The following is a 23,425-nucleotide window of genomic DNA, read 5'->3' as shown; positions in this document are numbered from 1 at the left end:
GGCAATCAGGGGGCGTATTGAACGAAGGGACGTCGTATCAGCAGTGAAAGTTCAAGACACCAAGTCGCCAGGAGAATCAGAACAGAACCCGGGGACAACGGCAGCAGGAGCGCTGGCAGACCAATCAGCAGAAGCAGAAAGGCCATCAGGGCGAGACTCACACTGAGTGCCAACGTGATGGCATTGCCAAGGGGTGGCAATGGGGACCGGATCGTTTTTACGGAAATCGCCAACACCTTGGCAGGGGGAGGCGTGGCCCCCAAAGCATTGAGGGACGCCACCAGGGCCTGGGTTGCGACGTGCCAATTCAGTTCACCCAGAGCTGCTGTGGTGTGAAACGAAATCGAACCGGCTAGTTTGTTGCAACGGAACTGAATGCTGTGGTTGGCGAGGCGATTGGAGAGTTCTCGTTCGAGTTGACGCCAGCAAATTGAGGTCGACGAACAAATCGTGTATCGGCAACGCAGGGAGTTGCGGTGGCGCAAGATCAGGCAGTCGCTGCTGCTCAAGCCACCGCCTCAGCGATTTCCAGCGGGTGGTAGATCTGAGTTGTTTCGCAGTAGCGCCAGCTGTGTCCGTCAGGATCTTGGAGGCGGCTCCAAGAGTGAAGTCCCCCTCTCCTGCGCATCGAGCTAATCCTTTGATGGGTCGTTCCCAAGCGTTTGGCAAGATCACTGGCGCGCAATGGTGCCGGCAGGTCGCAGCTTTGCGGTTCTGGTAGGGGGGAAGGACGAAATCTGAGCGTGCGCATGGCATTGCCAGCAGCTACCAAGGAGGACCCGTTATTAATCAGCACGGCTGTGATGGGTCCCAGGGGGAAGAAGGTTCCGATGAGCAGTGCGGTGAGGTTGGGAACGCCAACGATGCCGATGTTCTCGCGGATGAGTTTGAAGGTGAGCCGAGACAGATCCTGTGCAGCGATCAGATCGGAAACACGATCGTTCGTGAGCACGATGTCAGCGGTTTCCCTGGCCAGGTCGCTGCCAGAGGCGAATGAAACAGACACATCGGCGTAGGCCAGAGCCGCTGAGTCATTGATGCCATCTCCCACGAACACGACGCGTTTGCCTTGGTCTTTGAATGCTTTCACCAGTTCGGCTTTCTGATCGGGTAGCGCTTCCGCGTGCACTTCATCTGGCCTTAGACCAAGCCGAGCGGCCACAGCGTGAGCAACGGGTGCAATGTCGCCGGTGAGCATGTGCGCTTGGATTCCGCGGCGGTGCAGTTCTTGCACCAGGGCGTGGCTGTCGGGACGCAGGGTATCGGCGGCGTGGAAGACACCGACGATGGCACCGTCGACGGCAAGAAAAACAGGTGTTGCTGTGTCTAGATCAGGGCGAATCGCTAGTTCTGGCTCAGTTAAGCCTTCTTCGCGAAGCAATCTGGAGTTCCCGATCAACACGGAATGGCCATCGATCACAGCGGAGACACCACGCCCGACCTTGTAATCCCATGCATCAGGAGTGGCTGGGTGCTGTTCTGAGAGTGCCGCGTATTGAACGACGGCTTCTGCAATCGGATGGTTTAGTCCTTGTTCGGCGGATGCCGCCAGATGCATCAGTGTTTCTGGCGCAAAGGACGGGTCGAGCACATCAAAATGAACCACGGAGGGGTGGCCTTTGGTGAGTGTGCCGGTCTTATCGAAGACAACAACGTCGATCTCATCGAGAAGTTCGAGCGCACGTCCACTACGAATCAGGAGTCCCTGGCTCCCTGCGCGTGTCAGGGCGGCCATGATCGCAGTTGGGACAGAAACCCTGAGGCCGGTGCCCAGGTCGAACATCAGCAGGGAGGCCGCCTGGGCGAGATTGCCTGCACTCAGAAGCAGTGAGACCCCTGCCAATGCAAGAGTCGGCAACACGAAGCGATTAGCAACCCTGGCTGCGACATTGCCCACCCGAGTGTCGAAAACAGGAGCTGAGTCGATCAACGCTGTGATTTGGCCGATACGGGTGTCGCAGCCAACAGCCGTGATGCGCATGATCATGGTCCCTTCAAGCAGGATGAATCCAGCCAAAACTTCATCTCCTGCCTCGGCGTGACGGGGGACAGATTCACCGGTGAGCTTCACAACATCGAAGCTGACTTCGCCTTTTTCAACGATTCCATCACAGGGAATGCTGTCCCCTGGATAAAAGATGGCTCTGTCGTCTGATTTGAGTTCGGAGCTGGGCACGATCGTTTCGTTTCCGGCGTCATCAACACGGCGGACATCCGCCTCAAGACCTGCCAGGAGATCGGAACTGGCTGAATGCGCAATCCGTTGGGTGGCATCGCGAACCGCTTCACCGCCCTCAATCATGCTGATCATCAACGCCGGGCCAATAAGAAATCCCTCGAGACTGTGAATACCCACAGCCAAAGCGTCGAGAGCATCGACGTTGATGCGGCGTTCATCCCGCAGGCCCTCCCAGGCCCGACGGAAGCTCAGGCGGGCTGCAATGAGAATGAAGATCGCCACGCCCAGAGGTGGCAGCGATAAGGGGCCGGCGAGTAGTGCCAGTGCCAAGGAACTGACAGGAAGAATGATCCGGGAGGGGACGAAGGGCTCCTCCTCATTGCCACCACTCAACGCAACGTCCTGAATCGGAGGACAGGCGTTGAGTTGATGAACCAGTTCCCCATCGCTGGGGAGGGAATTCATCCAGCGGATCACGTCATCGTCGCTCCAGCCTGAGTTGGATGGAGGCAGCGTGATGATGAGTGATTGAGCCAAGGTGTTGACCCTGGCTGAGAGGATTTCAGGTTGACTAGCCAACCATTGATGCAGCGCCTCAGGAGCCTTGCGATCGTGAGGAAGACTCAAGCGCAGTCGCTGATTACTGCGATGAATGAGCTGAAAGCCAGTAGTCGACTGCTCCCTCATAGTGAGGCAACCAGAGATGGTGGTGGAATTCCTCACTCGACAGTGACTTCAGTGACTTTTTTGGATTTGGTCGACTTGACAGCAGGCTCATCTGTTTCTCCAGAGGACTCCATTTCATGCCTGGCTTCAGCAACCAAATCTCCAAGCCCCTCGGCTGCTTCAGCAGCTCCGCGCGCGACCCCCTTGGCAGCAGCACCAGCTGCACTGGCCACGGTGACCCCCAATTTGATTCCACTTTTTGCCATGGAACGCCCTGTCTGGTTCATCGAATCGCCGAGTTGGGGATTGCCGAAACGCTTCACCATTGGTGCCAATGCAACCAATCCGGCACCAACGCCGAAGGCAAGTACTGTCTCCAGCTCGAACATCGCTTTCACCCATCTCCCGGGAATTTACTTGCTTTTCTCCGATTCAGCGATGCCAAAATTGACGTGATGGCTTGAAACGTAGTGGTCAATACATTGCAAAGGCTGACAGTGCCATCGCTGGTCTTCCTTTGCGCTGATCAACTGGAAATGGCCTCAGATCTGTTGATTGCACAGCCTGATGATGGTCCCGTTCTTGACCTTGCAGGGGATCTGTCGCTGATTCTTCCAAACGACTTTCCTCGCACCGTGAAGCCCTTCGCTGTCGATGCGCATTCCCGCATGCTTTGGAGTGAGCTGAAACAGCCCCTCACTCCCTGGCTTCTGATGCTGGGTTTCGAGGATGTTGACCCCAGGCCTCCCTGGCTGCTGCCGGGACTCCGGGATCTCCAGGCCTTGCTATGGCTTGCTGAACAGCTGGATCACGAGATCGAGTCCAGCGTTGCCGGCGCTGTAACGGTGGTGCTTCCACCGGCTACCCAGGCTCTTGCCATGCTTCAACTGGCTCGCCAGGGCCCTGAGCTGCTCGATTCCCTCTGGGGCCCCCTGTTGACCTGGTGGACTGAAACCCGGCGGAAGCTTTCGCACTTTGACCGAGTGCTGCGCTTGCAATTGCCTGCTGCTGACGATCTACGACCACCAGAGGTGTGGAGAAGGCGGTTGCAGAAACTCTCCACTTACTTGAACAACCCTGCTCACAGCGAGTTGGTGCTGGCGCTGATTGGAGATGCTGCACGCTGGCCTTTGCTGAGACGACGCTGTGCCCTGATGCCTCTTAATTCCCTTCCACTCACTCGCATTGTTCTGCAGGGTCAGGGCTGGACCGTGACGCCATTACCAGATTCGGGACTCCCCGTTCTCATCACTGGGCGCGACGAAATGAATCAACGGGATTTCATTCAACAATGGTGGAGCTCAGCATCCACACCGCCTCCATCCGTGCGCTGGGATCGTGGGGATCAGCAGGGGCGATTGACGCTCACCTGCCGTGTTTTTGCTCCCGGTGTCCAAAAGGCGGATTTGCGCATCACCTGCCGAGATCAAAAGCTGGAAATCTCTGCATTTGAACAGCGTCTGCAGATCGTCTTACCCAAAGAATCTCATGGATTGGCTCCTTTATCCGCAAGGGTTAAAGGCGTTTGCATCGAGATCGATTTCCGCTGAGAGGCAGGCGATGGGTCTGGTCTCCATCCCAACCACCAGGCCATCAAAAAGAAGGGTGTACCAGGAAGGACAGGGAGAGCCCAACCAGCCACGGCAAGGGCCATTAGAACTTTGATGCCACCCTTACGGGATCGCTGAAGCACGCCGGCCAATCCGCGTGCGGGGGGGATGACTAGGTGCGCGCAGGGAGCTTGCAGCACGTTCTGGAGGAGTTGTAAGCCAATCTCGATGGATTGTTCCTTGTCGACACACCAGAGCACGAGCCCACGTCCCGCCAGTGCTGAGCGAGCCATGACGCCCGATTCATCACGCTCAATCAGCCAGATGACGCTCCGCAGCGTCTCTGGACTGGGCTCAGACCTGAAGCGAATGCGGGCTCTGGCATGGAGTCGATGCTCCACTCCAAAGTGAGTGGTTTTATGCGCATCAGCGCTCATGGCCGCGTCAATAGACCTCCTCTAACTTAAGCATCAGGAGTAAAACCTCATTTGGAGCAGGTTCCTGACCTATGAATGGATTTGAATCATGAATATGTGGCCATGACGGCCTCGTCTTTTTCCCATCAGCTGTTCAGTGCATTTCATGATCTTGAGCGCGCCAAGATCGCTGGCTCGATTGGTGTTGTTGTTGCCCTGATCATCTTCTGGGTCATGGGGGCGCGTTGGAATGTGCTTGATGAAGCCTTTTCTGTTGGGTTTCTCAGCGCCATGCTGATCGACCTTGTCCGTTTCAATGTTTGTGCATCACGATTGAATCTTCCGCAAACACGAACGCTCTTCGGCCATGAAAGGGCTCGTCGTATGCGGCTTATCCTCAGAACGATTTTGTTTACTTTTATGAGTATTGCCCTGTTAAGCTTGAGCATCAGTGACATTCATTCCGGTCAGAGTTTCTTGCCAGAATGGCTGAGGATTGTTGTGTATTTCTTGTCTATGTTCGCTACGTGGATGCAATTGCATAATGGTTTCGGTATTCACTATGCTAAGAGTTATTTTCAGCTCAACCCCCGAAGTGGCGAGAATGGTGAGTCCCCGCAGGGATTGATCTTCGAAGGGAGTGAGCCAATCTTTACCGATTTTCTTTACGTCGCTTTCGCGGTAGGTCTCACCTATGCCATGAGTGATGTAACGCTTGAAGATTCGAGGATTCGAAGGGTGGTCTGGTTCCACTCCATTGTAAGTTTTCTTTTTTATTCAACGGTGATTTCTGCCGTGCTCAACCTGGTCACCAGTGCCTGATTAGGAATGAAACAGCAGAACAAGCCCAAAGCTGACCTGATGAAATTCGCGTTCTTCGCGGCTGAGATCGAGTCCGACTTCCAGCCCCTCTTTGAGGGCATCGTCAAAGGGAGGGGTGAGCGGCTGGCTGTTGGATTGCCAGAGCGCGGCGATGCCCACAGGCGTGGCATGCCACCGAAAGTTGCCGGTTTCACCGATCGAGGGCTCCTTGAGGGACTCTTCGAGCAGGCTGTTGAGAGGGGTGCTGGTCGTTGCCATGACCCAAGCTTCGGGACAAGTCACCCCGGCGGCAATTGCCTGAGAGACTTCGTGATGAATCTGTCGCGTTGTAAGACGGCTTGATGCGGAGGCAAGGTCGCGTGCATTGGTTCTGTGCCGTTGCCGCTACTGGCCCCGTTCGCCTGACGGATCGTTCGCGGTGCGATTGATTGGGATGAGACACGAGGGACGGAGATTGCTCAGCGCATCAGGGCGATCTGTATTGAAGTCTTCGGCCTCCGGGCTCAGGCGTCGTGCCTCTCGCCGGCATCTCGAGCTGATTTCCGCGCCTCCGTCGAGCCTGACAGCGCTCACCCTTGTTCGCCGTCAAAGCAGGGTCGGGCGAAGCATCAAGCGCAGCGGTGATGTGCTCTTTTCACTGGCTGTTCTCGCCTTGGGCGCCCCATTGTTTGGCTTGTTGGCAGCACTGGTGAAGCTCAGTTCTCCGGGGCCTGTGTTTTACGTGCAAAAACGCGTTGGTCGGGGATACCGCCGCTTCGGCTGCATCAAATTCCGCACCATGCGAGCCGATGCGGATGCCGTGCTGGCGCAGGTGCTGGAGCGATCGCCAGCCATGCGTGCTGAGTTCGAGCGTGATTTCAAGCTGCGGGAAGACCCGCGGATTACGCCGATTGGGCGTTTTCTCAGGCGATCAAGCCTTGATGAACTCCCCCAGTTCCTCAATGTGTTGCGTGGAGAGATGAGCGTGGTGGGTCCGAGGCCGATTGTGGATAAGGAAATTGAGCGCTACTCCGACTACATGGATGAGGTTCTGGCCGTCCGCCCAGGACTGACTGGGCTTTGGCAGGTAAGCGGTCGCAACAACCTCAGTTACTCCAAAAGGGTTCGACTAGATCTGGCTTATGCCAGAGGCCGATCATTCTTTCTGGATTTCGCCATCATCTTGCGCACATTCGGCGTGCTTCTTCTGCCGATGGATCGGGGAGCTTATTGATCCACAGGAATGGGGCATTACTCGAAAGAGCAGATACAGCGTCTCCGATTCCGTCACAGGGGCTACTTCGTACTCCTGGTCAATAAGCTGCTGTTTCTGCTTTTGCTCCCGCTTGCGGTTCAATATCCGTTTTTTCTGTCGGTTCTTCTGATCTCCTTGGCAGTCGTGCTGATGGGATTCTTAGTGCGTTACAGCCGAATCAAGCGTCAAATCAGGTGGCTCTACGCCCTCGGATTTCTAGCGATTGCACTCGAAGTGCTCTGGCATTTGGCATTGGTCTTTCTGCCGGCTTTTGGTCATTGGCTCACGCTGCCGCATGTGCTCGTTTGGACCGTTTTTTTCTTAGCGAATGTTCTGTGGATGATTCGGTCGCTGGTCCGAGAGCCGTTTGTGACTGTGGCTGTGGTGATGGGGGCTGCGCAGGGGTACCTCCTGATTGGGATTGCGGGTGGAGTTCTGCTGAACGCAGCGCTCGAACTGCATCCATCGGCCTTTGATTTATCTGTATTGACCCAGGGTGATCCTGCTGCTCTCGCAGGGGGCGAGGCGCTGGCTGTGGAGCGTTACGCCCCGGTGCTGATGGCGGCCTCGTTCAACCTGCTCACCACTGTTGGATCCGGAGTGATGAACTCTGCTGATGTCACGTCCCAGGTCATCGTCACCGTGATCACCGTGAGCGGCCAGCTGTACGTGGCCATTCTCATTGCCCTGATCTTGGGACGTTTTCACACCCGCTGAGTCATTGCTTCGTGAGCAGGCTCATCCCACTCGCGGCAACCAGCCACATCCATTCCAGTCGTGCCGACAGGCTCAGGATGGTGCGTACTCCGTGCGCGTCGGCTTCAGCTCCTCCGGCCTTGAGAAGGGGTTTTTCGATCCACGTGTCTCCATAGCGGTTGCTGCCTCCCAGCTGAACTCCAGCGCAATGGGCGTAGATCGCTTCCGACCGTCCAGCGTTGGGTGAAGGATCCAGGGATCCATCCCGTTCCGCTGCCCGTACCAACGAGGGCCACACCCCCCAGCTGCGGCTGATTAGCGGCAGCGTCACCATCACCAGCCGGCAGGGCAGCCAGGTGAGGGCATCATCCAAACGGGCGCCTGCTGTTCCCAGCCAGCGCAATCTCCCGCGTCTGTAGCCCAGCATGGAGTCGAGGGTGCTGCTGGCCTTGAATCCCCAGGCCAGCGCGAGGGGGCCTGGCCCTTGGAGCCAGCCTGCTCTCCACAGAGCAACGCCAACCAGCATCCAGAACAAGGGCGCGAAGATGCCGTCCACTGCATTTTCACTGGCCGTTTCCGCTGCTGCTCGCAGAATCTCCTCGTGGCTGAGTTGCTTCGTCTCACGGCCCACAATCCAGCTCAGACGCTCGCGTGCAAGGGCCGGCTCTTGATCGCCGTTCTCTGGGAGGGCATTGATCACAGCCATGACTCCGTCCTGCAGGCTGCGTGCCGCCAGAGCACTGGCCAGCGCCACTACCAGGATCAAACCAGCAGCCCACTGCCATAGTCCGTTGGACTGCAGCCAAAGGCGCTCAACCAGCCATCCAGCAGCAACGCTGGTCAAGACCAGCACAGTGGTGATCAGGCCACCGCTCAACCTGAGTTCCCTGGGACGGTCTCCCGCCCACTGTTCCATCCGTTGCCTGAGAAAGCGAATGCCCTGCCCCATCCACACCACGGGATGGGGTGACCATCGGGGATCGCCGATCAACCAGTCGAGACCGGCAGCGGCGATCACCAGGTACGCGGGCTGAATGGCCCTGGCTCAGGAGGCTTTCAACCAGCTGAACATCGATCGCAGACCCTTGCCCACTTCCTCGATCTTGTGGTGGCGGTCTTGGTCCCGGATCTTGTTCATCTCAGGCTTGCCAGCCTCGCATTCAGCCACGAAGTTTTTGGCAAAGGTGCCGTCCTGGATGTCGCCCAGGATGCGCTTCATCTCCGCCTTGGTGTCAGCCGTGATCAGGCGTGGACCACTGACGTAGTCACCGTATTCGGCGGTGTTGGAGATGGAGTCGCGCATGGCCGACAGGCCACCCTTGACCATCAGATCCACGATCAGCTTCACCTCATGCAGGCACTCGAAGTAGGCCAGCTCCGGCTGGTATCCCGCTTCCACCAGGGTTTCGAAACCGGCCTTCACTAGTTCAGACAGACCGCCGCAGAGCACAGCCTGTTCACCGAACAGATCGGTCTCGGTTTCTTCCTTGAAGTTGGTCTCCAGAATTCCCGCTCGGGTGCCGCCGATCCCTTTGGCGTAGGCCATGGCCAGGCCCCTGGCGTTGCCGGAGGCGTCCTGTTCGATAGCAAACAAGGCAGGAACGCCCTGGCCGTTCTGGTATTCCCAGCGCACGGTGTGACCGGGACCTTTGGGGGCGATCATCACCACATCCACGTCGGCGGGCGGCTGAATCAGCCCGAAGCGGATGTTGAAACCATGGGCGAAGCTCAGCACCTTGCCCGCTTTCAGGTGGGGTGCAATCTCCTTGGCATAGACGTCCTTCTGGAATTCATCGGGCAGCAGCACCATGATCCAGTCGGCTTTTGCTGAAGCCTCTGCCACGGAGAGAACCTCAAGGCCATCCGCCTTGGCTTTCTCAGCAGAACGGCTGCCTTCGTAAAGACCGACAACCACCTCAACACCGCTGTCCTTGAGATTGAGGGCGTGGGCATGACCCTGGGAGCCATAGCCGACGATGGCTACCGTCTTGCCGCTGAGCAGCGAGAGATCGGCATCGGTGTCGTAGAAAAGCTGAGCCATCCGGACGGTGGTTGTGGAGCTGGGTAACGACTGAGCTTACGCAAGCGCCGGCTGGCTCAGGCCTCGTTCGGATGAGCGATCACGCGATCGATGAGGCCATAGTCCTTGGCTTCCTGGCTGCTCAGGAAGTAGTCACGATCGGTGTCTTTCTCAATTTTTTCAAAACTCTGGCCGCTCATCTCTGCCATGGAGCGGTTGAGCATCTCTTTCATGCGCAGAATTTCTTGGGCTTCGATCTCGATGTCGCTGGCCTGCCGCTGCGCCGTTCCGCCCAGGGGTTGGTGGATCATGATCCGGCTGTGAGGGAGTGCCAGTCGCTTCCCTTTGGTACCAGCTGCAAGCAGAAACGCGCCCATGGAGGCGGCCAGGCCGACACAGATGGTGACAACGTCACTCTTCACGTATTGCATGGTGTCGTAGATGGCCAAGCCTGCTGTCACCGAGCCGCCGGGAGAATTGATGTAGAGGTAAATCGGCTTGCCGCTGTCCTCGGAATCGAGATACAGCATCTGAGCGACGAGGCTGTTGGCGACGGCATCATTCACCTCTGAGCCAAGAAACAAGATCCTCTCCACTCCCAGGCGGGTGTAGATGTCGACCCAGCGCTCCATCTGGCTGCCGGGAAGGCGGTAAGGGACGCTCGGGGTTCCGATGGGCATGGTTCCTTGGGGGTGACGTGTGGGAAAGGTTGGGGATGAAGGGGGAGAGGGTCAGGCAGCGGGAACCGGTGCCGGAAGATCCTTGCGACTGGTTAGAACGCGATCGATCAGTCCGTAGTCCTTGGCTTCGTCGGGAGTGAGATAGCTCATGCGGTCGGAATCCTTCGACAGTTCTTCCACAGAGCGCCCCGTGTTGGTGGAGAGGATTTCAAGCATGGCGCGCTTGTTGTGGAGAACCTCCTGCGCGCGGATCTGAATGTCGGTGGCTTGGCCGCGGGCACCACTACGGGGTTGGTGCAGCACGATTGAGGCGTGGGGAAGAGCTGCGCGCTGCCCTTTAGTGCCGGCTGAAAGGATGACGGCCGCTGTCCCCATCGCCTGGCCAATGCAGATGGTGTGAACAGGCGGTTTCACGTAACGAAGGGTGTCGCAGATCGCGAAGGCTTCGGTTTCAAAGCCGATGGCGTCACCGGTGTACCAGCTGGTGCCGGTGGAGTTGATGTAGAAGTAAATCGGCTTATCAGGATTGTCGAACTCCAGATAAAGGAGTTGGGCGATGATCAGCTCTGTGACATCGATGCCCACCTGACGCTTGGTGTCGTCATCTGAAAAGAGAGGAAGCCCTAGGTAGACGATTCTTTCCTTGAGCAGCAGCGACGGCAGATCCGGCGGTGGTGTTCTCATCACCGACGAGTCGCCGTAATACGGGGCTGACGTGGTCATCTGCTTCTCATCAGCTGTCGTGGCAGGAGCCTAGCGGGATTCTGGCGCTGGACGCTCATTGCTTTTGGACTTGCGGGGAGCTTTGGACGCCTTGCTCTCCTTGCCAACGACGCTTGGGGCCCGGTCTTGATCCAGACGGGCGAACACCATGCGTCCACTGGGATTCTGAAGAGCACCGGTGATCACGACAGGCCGCCGTTCTCCGATGGCCGATCGGGCGTTTTCCACCACCACCATCGTGCCGTCCTCCAGGTAGGCCACACCTTGGTGCTCCTCTTTGCCCTCACGCACGATTTTCAGGTTGAGTTCATCTCCGGGCTGCACTTCAGGACGCAACGCAATCACAAGTTCACTGAGATTCATCACCTTCAGATCCTTCAGACGGGCCACCTGGGCCAGGTTGAAATCAGCGGTCACCAGGGTGCCACCGGTGTCTTCGGTCAGCTGAAGCAGACGGTCATCGGTCCCTGCACCGTCGTAGCGGGTGGTGTTGATCACCAGGCGGCGCTCGTAGGCCTCTCGCAATTCATTCAGGAGCTTGAGTCCACGGCGCCCTTTGCCGCGCTTATCCAGGTTGTTGGAGTCAGCAAGCTGCTGCATCTCATCAATCACGGTCTGCGCCACGATCACCTTGCCTTCAAGCAGGCCGCAGCCGACCATTCCACGGATACGTCCGTCGATGATCACGCTGGTATCAAGAATCTTGGCCGTCGCTGGTGTCAGAACACCATCAGCCACCAGAAGAGCTTCCGTAGAAGTTGGGTTGAAAAGCCTCAGCAGGGTTCGTCCGTGAACCTCGGCCAGGTTGTACCCCAAGACGCCGAAGAATCCATTGCTGAGGATGGCTGCCAGCGGTTTCACTAACGAGCTGGCTCCTGCCAAAGGCAGCAACAGGATTGGTGCCAGCAGCAGGTTGGCCACCAGAAGCCCCAGGATCAGTCCCACAGCCCGGCTCACCAGGAGGTCGGTGGGCATGGTGCGGACTTGCCGCATCAATTGTTGCCGCAGCCTGCGGAACACCAGCCCTGCCACGATGCCGATGCCCGCCCCGGCAGCCGTGAGCCCGAAGCGCACCCATTGGGCATTCACATCATCGAGAAGCTCCTGGGGAAGCAGGTGCACTCCCATCCAGCCGGTGGCTGAACCGGAGATGAGAAACAAAATGAGAATGAGCGCTTCAACCATCGTGTCGGATTCCGGCTGCTCACTCCGTTTGAAGGCAGCATGCATCATCGTCGATCGTTTGGCTCGGGATGATGTCCGCACCCGCGCCCCGAAGCGCGTATCTCCATATTCCTTTTTGCCACCGCCGCTGCTTTTACTGCGATTTCGCAGTGGTACCTCTCGGTGATCGCGTCAATGCGCTGGATGGTCCTGGCAGTCGTTCCATTGCGCTCTACCTGGACCAGATTCTTCTGGAGATCCGCGCGTCGCCACCAGGGCCTCCGCTGGCAACGGTCTACATCGGTGGCGGCACCCCGTCCCTGCTGACACCGGATCAGGTGAGATGTCTGCTCGATGCCCTTGCGGATCGTTTCGGCCTGCAGCAAGGGGCTGAGATCACGTTGGAGATGGACCCTGCCAGCTTCTCTCTCGCTGAACTCACGGCGCTGGTTCGCTACGGCGTGAATCGGGTGAGCCTCGGTGGGCAGAGCTTTGATGATGTTGTTCTCGCCGCTCTGGGGCGCCGGCACCGCCGGAAGGACCTGCTTGAGGCCTGCCGCTGGATGCACCACTTCCTGCAGGAGGGACGTCTTCGCAGCTGGAGCCTGGATCTGATCCGCAATCTCCCCGATCAAAGTTATGCGGCCTGGGCTGCTGCGTTGACAGAGGCTGTGGCGCAGCACCCCCCCCACCTATCGATCTACGACCTCAGCATTGAGGCCGGCACCGTGTTCGCCAGGCGCGAGCAGCAGGGGACCCTGATGCTGCCCGATGAGGACGGTGCCGCCGATCGAATCGCTTTCACGACAAAGCACCTCTTCGATGCGGGCTACTGCCGCTATGAGATTTCCAATTTCTCCAGGCCGGGGCATGCGTCCCGCCACAACCGGGTGTATTGGAGTGGTGCGGGATGGTGGGCTTTTGGCCTCGGCGCCACCAGTGCCCCCTGGGGCGAGCGATTCGCTAGGCCGCGCACCCGGGAGGCCTATGCCCTGTGGCTCAACCAGCAACAGCGGGACGGTCCCCATGCCTCGTTGCTTCAGGAGAGTGCTCTGCCGCTCACGCTCGAAGACCGTCTGTTGGTGGGGCTACGCCGTCGGGAAGGGGTGGATTTGCTGCAGCAAGCCCAGTGCTGTGGTTGGACTGTCCAGCGCTGTTCCTTGCATCTTCCTGAGTTGGAAAGGCGTTGGGAGGAGTTCCTCACTCAAGGCTTGATGGTGCAACGGGGGCGTCGCTGGCGACTCACAGACCCCCTTGGCATGGCCCTCAGCAATCAGATCCTGGTGGAGGTTGTGCAGTGGTGGGATCTGCTGCCGGATGACGCTGTTCCTCCAGCCAGGACCGAAGCGCTTCAATGCCCAGAGTCCTCCCATCCAGGCGCGCGGGGCTGAAGGGTGGTTGCATGGGCGTCAGCCCCAGAAGATCGGCTGTCACGCTGACCTGGCCATCACAGTCCTGCCCAGCGCCGATTCCGATCACAGGGATTTGAAGGTTTTCACGCATTCGGCCAGCCAGTGCCTCCGGCACGTGCTCCAGAACCATCGCAAAGCAACCGGCCATCTCGAGGCTGGTGGCCTGGCGTAGTAAGCGCTCCTGGCTCACTGGATCCTTCGCTTGGCGGCGGTACCCCAGCTGATGCACGGATTGAGGTGTCAGACCTAAGTGGCCCATGACGGGAATTCCCATGCGCACCAGGCGCTCGATCACCTCCACCACCTCCGGTTCGGCACCTTCCAGCTTCACGCCGGCTGCAGAGGAGTGCTTCAGCAGGTGCCCTGCAGCGGCCACTGCACGGTCGAGACCGCACTGGTAGCTGAGAAAGGGCAGATCGGTGATCACCAAAGGCTGCTCGGATGGAGGCTTGCGCAACCCTCTGCAGACCGCCTGGGTGTGAAGCAGCATCTGCTCAAGGGTCACAGGCAGCGTGGTGGCGTGCCCAAGGCTCACCATGGCCAGGGAGTCCCCGACCAGCACGATGTCAGCTCCTGCTTCTTCGACGACTGAGGCGCTCAGGGCATCCCAAGCTGTGAGCATCGTGATGGTGCGGCCGGATTGTTTGAACCGGATCAGATCAGAGGCTCTCAACCTCTTCCTCGTGGCAGCGTGAGTCCATTGCTAACATCCGAAGTGACTCGGACCCATGCGGTTCAGACGCCCAAACCTGGTCAGATCCGGAAGGCAGCAGCCACACGGGATGCTCGGGACAGGCGTGGATTCCGGGTCACCACCTTCCTTCAGTTCGCTTGATCCTGACGGGATTGACGTTGACGCAAAAACTCGGGGATTCTGGCTCCGGAATCTGAACTCTCAGGGGCTACGTATGCCGAGGGGGCGGCTTTGGGAATGCTGCGCTCACTGCGATAGGGCTGACCGTTCTCGAAGCCGGTGGCAATCACCGTCACATGAATTTCCCCTTCGAGAGCCTCATCCACCACAGCTCCCACAATGATGTTGGCTTCGGGATCCACCACGTCGTAAATCACTTCGGAAGCGCTGGTCATGTCTTCGAGGGTCATGTCACGACCGCCGCTGATGTTGATCACGCATCCCTTGGCGCCATCGATTCGAGCCGCCTCAAGCAGTGGGCTGTTGATTGCGGTCTGGGCTGCTTCGATGGCCCGGGAGCGTCCTGATCCAACGCCGATGCCAAGAAGAGCCGTACCGGCTTCTGTCATCACCGAACGCACGTCGGCAAAATCCACGTTCACAAGGCCTGGGCAGGTAATGATGTCGCTGATTCCCTTCACACCCATCCGCAACACATCGTCGGCACTGCGGAATGCTTCCTGAAGAGGAGCACCTGCGATGGCATCCCTGAGCCTGTCATTGGGGATCACAATCAGGGTGTCCACGTGTTCCGCCAGGCGAGCGATCCCTTCATCGGCCTGACGCATCCGCCGGCGACCTTCGAATCCAAAGGGTTTAGTGACGATGCCAACGGTGAGAGCGCCACTTTCCTTGGCGACTTCGGCAACAACGGGTGCAGCGCCGGTGCCGGTTCCGCCTCCCATGCCGGCAGCAATGAACACCAGGTCAGCACCCTGGATGGCTTGCTGAAGATCAGCGCGGGATTCTTCAGCCGCTTTCTGGCCGATGTTGGGATTGCCACCAGCGCCAAGACCCCTGGTGAGGGTTTGACCGAGTTGGACCCGGTGTTCGGCCGATGACTGAATGAGGGCTTGGGCATCCGTATTGAGGACCCGATAAGCGACTCCTTCGAGTTCGCTCATGATCATGCGATTAACGGCATTGCTGCCACCACCGCCAACGCCGATCACCTCAATCCGCGCTGACTGACTGGGAAGAATCCCTTCGACTGCAGGAGACGACGACATCTGACCGTTCACCATCTCCATGGTTACCGCTGACCCGTTGAGCTGCGTTTGCATTATGTCCCTGCGAGTGACGATTGCCGATAATCGAGACACACTCGGTTTCCTTCACAGAGAACGCAACCAGTGGTCAGGATTCGCTCGCTTTCTTTGCAGCTTTTGCCGGCAATTGCAATTCGGGCTTGCTCGGGTCTGATAGATCAATGCTGGTGTCGCTCTGACCTCGCAGCTGGGCCGGAAGGCTGTGTGTCAACTGAACCACGGTATTGAGTTGCTGGTCCAGCAAGGCTCCGTTGGAGCCGAGTTTGACGAGACCGAGTGAGGCCGTGCGCAGGCTGAGGTCTCCATCGGGAGCCACATGGATCACCTGCAAGGGGCTGCCCAGCCGATCTCTTTGTTCGAGCAGCTTGGCGATGGTTGAGCGTCGGCTTGGAATCCAGCCCTGCACACGAACAGCACTCGCCGGTGCCTCGCCCTGACGCGCCACGGTCAGGGGCATCCAGTGCCCTTCGCGATCCACCATGCCCTGCTCCGTTCCCCCAGCTCCACTGCGTGTTGCTGCGGCGATCGGGCGTCGGTCTTTTAGTTCTACCTCCAGGCCTGGTGGCAATAACCGGCGTTGCACGGTCACCGACTGCACAGGAAGTTCCGCCATCAGGCGACGTTCGAGCGTGTTCGGTTTCAACGACAGAAGCGGAAGTGGGAACTGCAGCCGTCCTGCTTTGGCGACGTTGTCTGGGCCGAGGCGATCACTACCGACGACTTGGAGCTGGTCAATGGAGCGCAGCGTCCAGCCTGCACTGAGAATGATCCAGGCCAGCGCGGCGGACGATCCGGTGAAGACCATGATCCGCCAGGCCTGAATCAACTGGTCGCGCCGTCGCTCTCGCCTTAGCTGCCTGCGACGTTCAACGCTTGGAGGCAGCGGACCCGAAGACTTCGAAGCCCGACGCTTGACGGATTGGCTCTGACTGCGGGGCATCAGAGGTCACAGCGGGCCTTGGCCATCAGTTGCTCCATCCAGCGACGGGCCCGTTCCGCATCGGAGAAAGGAACGTCCATCTGAAGCCCTTCGCCGATCAGTCGAAGGCGGCACTGACCCTGGGATTCCTCCGAGAGCGGTGTGTCTCCCGAAGCAAGAGACATCAGCTCAACCAGCTCCAGGGTTTTGATCACAAAGCGACCCTCTTCTCGGAAACTTCCGGCGTGAAAACTGCTCCAACAGAGTTCACCCTCCTTGAGCCGGGCTGCTCCACAGCCATCCAGTTTGGCGAGCTCCGACGACTGACTCCACTGTCTGAACAGGGACTGCCTTCGACGTTCGAGCCAACCCAAAGCGGCCAGCAACACGAACACCAGCAGCAGTGGAAGCCAGAGCAGTCCGTGCATCATCGCGGCGTTACCAGCATCAATCAACTCATTCTTGCGCTGTATCGACCAGCTCTGCCACCAATTGCGGCAATGGGATACCTGTGGCTTCCCAGAGCGTGGGATACATGCTCTGGGAGGTAAAGCCAGGCAGGGTATTGATTTCATTGAGCCAGATCTGGCCGGATGTTTCCTCGTAGAAGACGTCCACGCGGGCCTGGCCGAAGGCATGCACGGCATGGCAAGCCCGAATCGCCATGGCCTGAATCTGCTGGCTCACCGATGCTGGAAGTGGAGCGGGAATCAGCGTGTGACTGCGCCCCTCGGTGTACTTGGTTTCGTAGTCATACCAATCGGCGTCAAAGCGGATCTCTCCCACTACGGAGGCCCGCAGATGACGCCGCCCCAGCACGGCACATTCCAGTTCCCTGGCTTTGATGCCCTGTTCGACGAGCAGCCTTGGGTCGAGTGCGGCCGCCTGGTGCAATCCAGCCAAAAGCTCATCCCTGTTGCACGCTTTGGTGATGCCCACCGATGAGCCCAGGTTGGCGGGTTTGACAAAACAGGGGTAACCCAGCTCCTGCTCCAGCCGGGTTAACAGCTGCTCCAGTCGCTCTGGTTTCTCGAGGTCGGCCGCATTTAGGCCCACATAGGGAACCTGGGGCAGTCCAGCGGCGGCAAAGGCGGCTTTCATTGCCAGCTTGTCCATTCCCACAGCTGATCCGAGTACCCCGGAGCCCACGAAGGGTTTGTTCATCAGCGTGAACAGACCCTGCACCGTCCCATCTTCACCGTTGGGACCATGGAGAACTGGATACCAAAGATCCACCGTGTCGGGATCGACCGGCCAGTGACGAAGCCCAGGAGCAGGCAGAGGCTGGGGTAGGTCGTTGGCGTCGAGGGCCCTGGTCTGATCAAGCGCACGCTGGGCAACGGTCGGGTCCCACCAGCGACCATCGCGATCGATGTACAGCGGGATCACCTCGAACCGCTCGAGATTCTCCGGGGCCCTCAACGCCTTGATCACCGTGAGGGCTGATCGGATCGACACGGCATGCTCGCCGGAGGCTCCTCCGAACACCACGCCAACGCGGAGAAGGGAAGTCGGCATGGGGGCGGTGTCGGTACGTCGGGTTGTCCCGCAACGTATCAGCAGTTCAGAGGAGTGCCACTGAGGGAGAAGGAGCGCACGGCATCGATGCGCACCTGAACCAGGTCACCAGCACTGAAGCGGCGGCCTTCTCCGTTCTCAGCACGGAAAAATGTGAGTCGGTTGGTGCGGGTGCGCCCCATCAGCTGGGATGGATCTTTGGGATTGATGCCCTCAGCAAGCACCTCTTCCACGCGGCCGGAATAGCGCCCGTTGCGTTCCCGCGCGCAGCGCTCCACCAGAGCATTGATTTCTCTGAGTCGCTCCACCTTGATGTCTTCAGGCAGCTGGTTGTCCCAGTCGGCGGCGGGGGTGTTTGGTCGCGGTGAGTAAGCGGCCGTGTTCACCTGGTCGAAACCGATCTCTTCAATCAGCGCCAGGGTGCGCCGGTATTGGGCATCGGTTTCACCCGGGAAGGCCACGATCACATCCGCACTCAATGAGGCGTCGGGCATGCGCTCACGGATTCTGTCGATGATGCGCCTGTAGCGCTCCACGGTGTACCCCCGGGCCATGGCCCGCAGCACGTCGTTGTCACCGCTTTGGAAGGGGATGTGGAAGTGCTCGCAGAGTTTGGGGAGGTCGGCGCAGGCGTCGATCAGGCGCTCGGTGAAATAGCGGGGGTGACTAGTGGCGAAGCGGATCCGCTCAATGCCCTCCACGGAATGCACGTGATGGAGCAGATCGGTGAGGGTGTGCTGCCGGCGGCCCTCGGGCGTGATTCCCGGTAGGTCACGTCCGTAGGCATCGATGTTTTGCCCCAGCAGGGTGATCTCCTTGAAGCCCTGGGCCGCGAGCCCTTCCATCTCAAGCTTGATGGCATCAGGAAGCCGTGACTGCTCCTTGCCGCGGACGGAAGGAACCACGCAATAGGTGCAGCGTTCGTTGCAGCCGTAAATCACATTCACCCAGCCGCAGATGCTGCTGTCGCGCCGGGCGGTGGTGATGTCTTCAAGGATGTGGTGCTCTTCGGTGGCCACCACTTGCTGGCCGCTGTCCACTTGCTGCAGCAGCGTTTCGAGGCGGTTGGCGTGCTGAGGCCCCATCACCAGGTCGAGCTCCGGCACCCGCCTGAGAAGCGATTCACCTTCCTGCTGCGCCACACAGCCCGCCACCACCAAGGTGAGATTCGGGTTCGTGCGTTTGCGTTGGGCCTGGCGTCCCAGGTAGCTGTACACCTTCTGCTCCGCGTTATTGCGAATGGTGCAGGTGTTGTAGAGCACCAGATCGGCATCCAGTTCGGCGCTTGCCTCCTGGTAGCCCATGGATTCCAGAATCCCTGCCATGCGCTCGGAATCGGCCTTGTTCATCTGGCAGCCGAAAGTGGTGATCCAGTAGCTGCCACGCTCCCGGTTCGGCAGCGTTTGGGTGGTGGGCGAAGCGGTCACGGTCAAGGCAGAGAGCCGACCGAGGGATCGGCGGCGTCGAAGGCTGCTTTCAGTGTCGGATACGGCGGTGCTGTGCCAGCTTGTGGATTGGTGCTCGCGGGCCATGGGCTGGAGTCTGCGTCGATTTCCCCTCACCAAGGCGGTGCCACTGGCGATCAGCAGAGGAACCACGTCCGTTGTGGAACGTTTGGAACTTCGCCTCGACCATGGCGGGACTGTGGGGTTAGGGGAAACAGGTGGTCTCGATACGGGCCATCGCGCCTACGCGCTGCAGGGCATCGAGGCTGAACTCCAGGCCCTGTTGCCGACCTTGGAGTCCTTGAATCCTCAGGACCATCATGGCCTGGCACCTTGGCTGGCCCCCCTGTCTCCACCGGCGCGCTGTGCTGTGGATCTGGCCCTATGGGACTGGTGGGGACAGCAGCTTGGGCAACCGATCTGGAGGCTGTTTGCGCTGGATGGAACCAGGGGGGTGGCCACGAGCGTCACCCTTGGTCTCGCCTCTGTTGAAAAGGTCCTGGAGCGTCTTGAGCGCTGGTGGAGTCAGATGCCGGCAACCCGCATCAAGCTCAAACTCGGCAGTCCCGAAGGACTGGAGCATGACCGCGCCCTATTGCAGGCGGTGGCCATCGCCCTTCAGGAGCGCTCCCAGCGGATGGCGGTGGCGCACGAACTTCAGGTGGATGCCAACGGAGGCTGGACTCTTGAGCAGGCCAAGGCGATGCAGGTGGATCTGGATCAAGCTGGGGTGGTGTTGCTCGAGCAACCGCTGCCCGCTCGTCTTGATCCGGACGAGGATCTGGAGGGATTTGCAGCGCTACGCCCTGCTTGCAATCTGCCCTTGGTTGCTGACGAGAGCTGTTGGGATCTGAAGGATCTGCTTCGGTTGGCGCCCCATGTGGACGGTGTGAATCTCAAGCTTCTCAAGACCGGTGGTCTTTCGGAGGCCTGGCTGATGGCCCAGGTGGCTGAGCGGCTTGATCTGGATCTGATGGTGGGCTGCTACTCGGACAGCACCTTGATGAATGCTGCTGCGGCGCAGTTGCTTGCCTGCATCCGTTGGCCTGACTTGGACAGCCACCTCAATCTGGTGGACGATCCTTACGAGGGTTTGCCGCTCAAAGGGGATCAACTGCTGCCACCGCAGGGAAGCGGCTTGGGCGTTACGCCGGTGGAGGCCTCCTGATGCTTGCTGACCAAGATCCTGTGGTGCTTCTCCAGCACGGAGGCCTCGACAGCCTCACCGGCAAGACCGGTTTGGCGATGTTGCGGCATCGGCGCGGACCGATCGTGGCGGTGATTGATCCAGACCATGCCGGCCAGCGATTGGAGACTGTGACCGGGATTCCCAGGCCTGTTCCGGTGGTGAGGGATCTGGCTGAGGCCCTTGCCTTCAGGCCGTCTGTCGCCGTGGTGGGTCTGGCGCCCTCCGGTGGTGTGCTGCCAGCAGCTCTGAGGTCGGATGTGTTGTCTGCTCTGAAGGCGGGGCTTTCGGTGGCCAGCGGCTTGCACACCTATCTGGCCGATGATCCGGAGCTGAGCGCGGCGGTTCAGCCTGGACGCTGGATCTGGGATCTCCGCTGCGAGCCCAAGGGACTCAGGGTTGGCCAGGCCAGGGCTGCCGCTCTGCCCTGCAAGCGCGTTCTGGCTGTCGGAACCGATATGGCTGTCGGCAAGATGAGTGCCTGCCTGGCGGTGCAGGAAGCGGCGCAGCGTCTCGCTGTGTCCGTGGCCTTCGTGGGAACAGGACAGGCGGGAATTCTGATCAGTGGCCAGGGGGTTCCCCTCGATGCCGTACGGGTTGACTACGCCGCTGGTGCGGTGGAGGCGGCGGTCCTCAGCGCAGCGTCCGCAGCAGGGGACGATGCTTTGCTGCTGGTGGAAGGGCAGGGATCGCTCTGTCATCCCGGTTCGACGGCCACCCTTCCGTTACTGCGTGGCTCCCAGCCAACAGCCCTGCTGATGGTGCATCGCGCCCATCAGAGCTGCATTCATCGTTTGCCAGACATTGCCCTTCCTCCCCTGGAGGATCTGATTCAGCTCTGTGAGGGTCTGGCTTCCATCGGCCGACCGCGAGGAGCCGGACCTCCACCCCTGGTGAGAGCGGTGGCCCTGAATACGGAAGGACTGAGCGATGCGGAGTGCGCGCGTTTCAGCGCAGAACTCAGCGAGAGGCTTTCGCTTCCCTGCGTGGATCCGATCAGACAGGGAGCTGATTCCCTGCTCGAGGCCTTGATGGCTCCGTGACCCATGAAAAATGTGAGGGCGAGCGAGGGGATTCGAACCCCCGAATAGCGGCGCCACAAGCCGCTGCCTTAACCACTTGGCGACGCCCGCCGCGTCGGTAAGAATCTACCAATCCGCCCCCCAGGCCCTGCCTACGTCCCCCGTCCATCGGCGCTGGTCTCCGGCGACAGCGATCGCCATGGCCCTCTTGCTTGGGGGGAGCGTCACCGCATTGGCTGTCACCAATCCCACCAAGGAGGACTACAGCGACCATGCAGGGAGCCAACTGGTCGGTCTGGCGACCGACGAGCTCTGCTCTCAGCGCACGCTCCCCCTGGTGCTGCAGCTCTGGATCAAGGACTGCCCTCGGTTGATCGCTGACCAGGAGGCCACGCTGGCGTCGCTCGCCACCCAGTTCACCCGGCGCTGGAATTTGGGCGTTGCCAGCGTCTATGTGACCACTGTGGGGGGACAGGATCTGCTGCCCACCTTGCGTCTCCCTCGCTACTCCGTCACGACCCTGGGGGTTGCGGGTCGGTTTTTGGTCCTGAAGACCCAGTCCGATGCCGGAGAGTTGGAATGAGGCCGCAAGACGCTGGATCGCTGCGCAGCCGCTGCCCGGTCAGCCTTGTTGACTTGTCTCCTGAAGTGGCACCAGAGCAGCCTGCAGATGGCCTGCTCTCGGTGGAGCTGCGTTGGATGGACGGCAGGATCACGTCCGTCTTGCCTGTTGCTGACGGGCAGGGACTGGTGCTCCCCCGGTTGGTCGAGCCCCATGCCCATCTCGATAAAGCCTTCTCCTGGACCGATTACCCCAATGGTTCAGGGACCTACGCCGGTGCGATGGAGGCCAACATGCGCGAACATCGCACCCGAACCGCTGATCGGGTTCACGAACGCAGTGAGCGAGCTCTGGGGCTGGCCTGGGGCCATGGCCTTCGGGCCATTCGCACGCACATCGACAGCCTGGGACCAGGGGCCGCCTGCAGCTGGGAGGTGTTGACGGAGAGACGTCAGCACTGGAAGGAGCGCATCGAGCTCCAGCTGGTGGCGCTCGTGCCCATCGCCCATTGGTCCACCCCGGAGGGAGAGCAGCTGGCCTCTCAGGTCGCAGCGGCCGAGGGGGTGATCGGTGGTGTGATCGAACCTCCTTGTCGGGGCAGGGGCCCTCGCCAAGCGCTGCGACGTCTCCTGGCGCTGGCGGAGCGCTTTGGGTGCCCGGTTGATCTGCACATCGATGAGGCGTCGGAGCATCCAGCAGCCGGGGTTCGGCAACTGCTGCGGGTTCTCAGCACGATGGACGTGTCGGTGCCAATCACCTGCAGCCATGCCAGCAGCCTTTCGCTGCTGAATCCAGGCTCGCTTCGGCGTCTGGGGGAGCGGATGGCGGAGCATCAGCTGCAGGTGGTGGCCCTGCCTCTCACCAATGGATGGCTGCTTGGGCGTCGAGGGCAGACCACACCGGTGCAACGACCCCTCGCTCCGATCCGCCAGCTGCGTGATCGCGGAGTGTGTGTGGCTGTGGGGGGAGACAATGTGCAGGATCCCTGGTTTCCAGGCGGGAACCTGGACCCTCTGGCCTTGATGGCCATGAGTGTTCCCCTTGCTCAACTGGCTCCCTGGGATCAGGAGGGGATTGCTCCATTCAGCACGGACGCCGCCCGTTTGCTGGGCCTTGCTTGGGATGGAGTTCTGCGCCCCGGTGCTCCTGCGGATCTGATCCATATGCCCACTGGCGGCTGGCCCGAACTGCTCTCGGCTCCTCCCCAGCGCAAGGTGCTGGCGGGTGGCGTCTGGGTTCAGGATTGAAA

Annotated in this window: 23 protein-coding genes, 1 tRNA gene, 1 other RNA gene and 1 pseudogene; 11 read left to right on the top strand and 15 right to left on the bottom strand. The window is 59.8% G+C overall.

Annotated elements, in window-relative coordinates; translation table 11 throughout:
• Nucleotides 1-5: 5 nt before the first annotated feature.
• Together SynMEDNS5_RS08995 and SynMEDNS5_RS08990 are read right to left on the bottom strand one after the other, a co-directional pair.
• A complete protein-coding gene (locus tag SynMEDNS5_RS08995; RefSeq protein ID WP_186583061.1) occupies nucleotides 6-509 on the bottom strand; it encodes a hypothetical protein in 504 nt (167 codons plus the stop codon).
• The gene (locus tag SynMEDNS5_RS08990) at nucleotides 506-2,716 is read right to left on the bottom strand and encodes a heavy metal translocating P-type ATPase (protein ID WP_255440107.1); all 2,211 of its coding nucleotides are present in this window, start codon (nucleotides 2,714-2,716) and stop codon (nucleotides 506-508) included. Before SynMEDNS5_RS08990 ends, SynMEDNS5_RS08995 begins: the two co-directional genes overlap by 4 nt.
• 48 nt (nucleotides 2,717-2,764) lie before the next feature.
• Here SynMEDNS5_RS08990 and SynMEDNS5_RS08985 point away from each other — a divergent pair, with 48 nt between their 5' ends.
• The 3 genes from SynMEDNS5_RS08985 to SynMEDNS5_RS08975 all read left to right on the top strand — a co-directional run bounded on the left by SynMEDNS5_RS08985 (nucleotide 2,765) and on the right by SynMEDNS5_RS08975 (nucleotide 5,633).
• The gene (locus SynMEDNS5_RS08985) at nucleotides 2,765-3,301 is read left to right on the top strand and encodes a hypothetical protein (protein ID WP_186586030.1); all 537 of its coding nucleotides are present in this window, start codon (nucleotides 2,765-2,767) and stop codon (nucleotides 3,299-3,301) included.
• Nucleotides 3,302-3,381: 80 nt separating this feature from the next.
• Nucleotides 3,382-4,395: a hypothetical protein gene (locus tag SynMEDNS5_RS08980; RefSeq protein ID WP_186583059.1), complete on the top strand. Its 1,014-nt coding sequence runs from the start codon at nucleotides 3,382-3,384 to the stop codon at nucleotides 4,393-4,395.
• A gap of 512 nt (nucleotides 4,396-4,907) precedes the next feature.
• Nucleotides 4,908-5,633, top strand: coding sequence for a DUF1345 domain-containing protein (locus SynMEDNS5_RS08975; RefSeq protein WP_186583058.1), 726 nt, complete (start codon nucleotides 4,908-4,910; stop codon nucleotides 5,631-5,633).
• Here SynMEDNS5_RS08975 and SynMEDNS5_RS08970 read toward each other — a convergent pair whose 3' ends face one another.
• Entirely contained in the window at nucleotides 5,634-5,891 is a 258-nt protein-coding gene (locus tag SynMEDNS5_RS08970) for a hypothetical protein (protein ID WP_186583057.1), read from the bottom strand.
• A 196-nt stretch (nucleotides 5,892-6,087) separates the two neighbouring features.
• Between SynMEDNS5_RS08970 and SynMEDNS5_RS08965 the strand changes: the two genes are divergently transcribed.
• Both SynMEDNS5_RS08965 and SynMEDNS5_RS08960 read left to right on the top strand, forming a co-directional pair.
• Nucleotides 6,088-6,846, top strand: a complete 759-nt coding sequence (locus tag SynMEDNS5_RS08965; RefSeq protein WP_186583056.1) for a sugar transferase — start codon at nucleotides 6,088-6,090, stop codon at nucleotides 6,844-6,846.
• A gap of 156 nt (nucleotides 6,847-7,002) precedes the next feature.
• Nucleotides 7,003-7,584 (top strand): hypothetical protein, encoded by a 582-nt coding sequence (locus SynMEDNS5_RS08960; RefSeq protein ID WP_186583055.1) that lies wholly within the window; start codon nucleotides 7,003-7,005, stop codon nucleotides 7,582-7,584.
• 1 nt (nucleotide 7,585) lies between these two features.
• On the opposite strand, the gene cbiB is transcribed toward SynMEDNS5_RS08960, so the two are convergent.
• The 5 genes from cbiB to SynMEDNS5_RS08935 are packed head-to-tail and all read right to left on the bottom strand — an operon-like array spanning nucleotide 7,586 to nucleotide 12,171.
• The gene (gene cbiB, locus SynMEDNS5_RS08955) at nucleotides 7,586-8,581 is read right to left on the bottom strand and encodes an adenosylcobinamide-phosphate synthase CbiB (protein WP_186583054.1); all 996 of its coding nucleotides are present in this window, start codon (nucleotides 8,579-8,581) and stop codon (nucleotides 7,586-7,588) included.
• Between the two features lie 27 nt (nucleotides 8,582-8,608).
• On the bottom strand, nucleotides 8,609-9,604 hold the full coding sequence (ilvC, locus tag SynMEDNS5_RS08950; protein ID WP_186583053.1) for a ketol-acid reductoisomerase: 996 nt from the start codon (nucleotides 9,602-9,604) through the stop codon (nucleotides 8,609-8,611).
• Between the two features lie 56 nt (nucleotides 9,605-9,660).
• Nucleotides 9,661-10,263 carry an ATP-dependent Clp protease proteolytic subunit gene (locus SynMEDNS5_RS08945; RefSeq protein WP_186583052.1) on the bottom strand — a complete coding sequence of 201 codons (603 nt, stop codon included), beginning with the start codon at nucleotides 10,261-10,263 and terminating at the stop codon, nucleotides 9,661-9,663.
• Nucleotides 10,264-10,314: 51 nt separating this feature from the next.
• Nucleotides 10,315-10,986 (bottom strand): ATP-dependent Clp protease proteolytic subunit, encoded by a 672-nt coding sequence (locus tag SynMEDNS5_RS08940; RefSeq protein ID WP_186583051.1) that lies wholly within the window; start codon nucleotides 10,984-10,986, stop codon nucleotides 10,315-10,317.
• A 30-nt stretch (nucleotides 10,987-11,016) separates the two neighbouring features.
• On the bottom strand, nucleotides 11,017-12,171 hold the full coding sequence (locus tag SynMEDNS5_RS08935) for a PIN/TRAM domain-containing protein (RefSeq protein WP_186583050.1): 1,155 nt from the start codon (nucleotides 12,169-12,171) through the stop codon (nucleotides 11,017-11,019).
• A gap of 71 nt (nucleotides 12,172-12,242) precedes the next feature.
• Between SynMEDNS5_RS08935 and SynMEDNS5_RS08930 the strand changes: the two are divergent.
• Nucleotides 12,243-13,535, top strand: a pseudogene (locus tag SynMEDNS5_RS08930) (coproporphyrinogen-III oxidase family protein); the annotation flags it as partial.
• Here the strand turns inward: SynMEDNS5_RS08930 and panB are convergent.
• Nucleotides 13,417-14,235, bottom strand: coding sequence for a 3-methyl-2-oxobutanoate hydroxymethyltransferase (gene panB / locus SynMEDNS5_RS08925; protein WP_186583049.1), 819 nt, complete (start codon nucleotides 14,233-14,235; stop codon nucleotides 13,417-13,419). The pseudogene SynMEDNS5_RS08930 and the gene panB overlap by 119 nt on opposite strands.
• Before the next feature lie 44 nt (nucleotides 14,236-14,279).
• On the opposite strand from panB, the gene ffs reads away from it, so the two are divergent.
• An RNA gene (ffs, locus tag SynMEDNS5_RS08920) (signal recognition particle sRNA small type) lies at nucleotides 14,280-14,376 on the top strand.
• A gap of 8 nt (nucleotides 14,377-14,384) precedes the next feature.
• Here the strand turns inward: ffs and ftsZ are convergent.
• The 5 genes from ftsZ to miaB form a co-directional block, all read right to left on the bottom strand.
• Entirely contained in the window at nucleotides 14,385-15,539 is a 1,155-nt protein-coding gene (gene ftsZ / locus SynMEDNS5_RS08915; RefSeq protein ID WP_186583048.1) for a cell division protein FtsZ, read from the bottom strand.
• A gap of 73 nt (nucleotides 15,540-15,612) precedes the next feature.
• Nucleotides 15,613-16,464, bottom strand: coding sequence for a cell division protein FtsQ/DivIB (locus tag SynMEDNS5_RS08910; protein WP_186583047.1), 852 nt, complete (start codon nucleotides 16,462-16,464; stop codon nucleotides 15,613-15,615).
• Nucleotides 16,464-16,874 (bottom strand): hypothetical protein, encoded by a 411-nt coding sequence (locus SynMEDNS5_RS08905; protein WP_186585935.1) that lies wholly within the window; start codon nucleotides 16,872-16,874, stop codon nucleotides 16,464-16,466. Before SynMEDNS5_RS08905 ends, SynMEDNS5_RS08910 begins: the two co-directional genes overlap by 1 nt.
• A gap of 25 nt (nucleotides 16,875-16,899) precedes the next feature.
• The gene (locus SynMEDNS5_RS08900) at nucleotides 16,900-17,961 is read right to left on the bottom strand and encodes a D-alanine--D-alanine ligase family protein (RefSeq protein WP_186583046.1); all 1,062 of its coding nucleotides are present in this window, start codon (nucleotides 17,959-17,961) and stop codon (nucleotides 16,900-16,902) included.
• Between the two features lie 38 nt (nucleotides 17,962-17,999).
• Nucleotides 18,000-19,493 (bottom strand): tRNA (N6-isopentenyl adenosine(37)-C2)-methylthiotransferase MiaB, encoded by a 1,494-nt coding sequence (miaB, locus tag SynMEDNS5_RS08895; protein ID WP_255440104.1) that lies wholly within the window; start codon nucleotides 19,491-19,493, stop codon nucleotides 18,000-18,002.
• On the opposite strand from miaB, the gene SynMEDNS5_RS08890 reads away from it, so the two are divergent.
• Complete coding sequence (locus SynMEDNS5_RS08890) at nucleotides 19,492-20,574, top strand: dipeptide epimerase (RefSeq protein ID WP_186583045.1); 1,083 nt, start codon at nucleotides 19,492-19,494, stop codon at nucleotides 20,572-20,574. The two genes, miaB and SynMEDNS5_RS08890, sit on opposite strands and share 2 nt — an antisense overlap.
• The gene (locus tag SynMEDNS5_RS08885; protein ID WP_186583044.1) at nucleotides 20,574-21,635 is read left to right on the top strand and encodes a DUF1611 domain-containing protein; all 1,062 of its coding nucleotides are present in this window, start codon (nucleotides 20,574-20,576) and stop codon (nucleotides 21,633-21,635) included. The genes SynMEDNS5_RS08890 and SynMEDNS5_RS08885 overlap by 1 nt, the downstream gene beginning before the upstream one ends.
• 17 nt (nucleotides 21,636-21,652) lie before the next feature.
• On the opposite strand, the gene SynMEDNS5_RS08880 is transcribed toward SynMEDNS5_RS08885, so the two are convergent.
• Nucleotides 21,653-21,725, bottom strand: a tRNA-His gene (locus SynMEDNS5_RS08880).
• Nucleotides 21,726-21,813: 88 nt separating this feature from the next.
• Here SynMEDNS5_RS08880 and SynMEDNS5_RS08875 point away from each other — a divergent pair.
• Nucleotides 21,814-22,197 carry a DUF4359 domain-containing protein gene (locus tag SynMEDNS5_RS08875; RefSeq protein WP_186583043.1) on the top strand — a complete coding sequence of 128 codons (384 nt, stop codon included), beginning with the start codon at nucleotides 21,814-21,816 and terminating at the stop codon, nucleotides 22,195-22,197.
• A complete protein-coding gene (locus SynMEDNS5_RS08870) occupies nucleotides 22,194-23,423 on the top strand; it encodes an amidohydrolase family protein (protein ID WP_186583042.1) in 1,230 nt (409 codons plus the stop codon). Before SynMEDNS5_RS08875 ends, SynMEDNS5_RS08870 begins: the two co-directional genes overlap by 4 nt.
• Nucleotides 23,424-23,425 lie beyond the last annotated feature (2 nt).

This window comes from Synechococcus sp. MEDNS5, from assembly GCF_014279875.1.
In the GTDB taxonomy this organism is placed as follows: Bacteria; Cyanobacteriota; Cyanobacteriia; order PCC-6307; family Cyanobiaceae; genus Synechococcus_C.
Note: the sequence above shows the minus strand (reverse complement) of the source record. Positions and strands in the feature narration are given on the sequence as shown.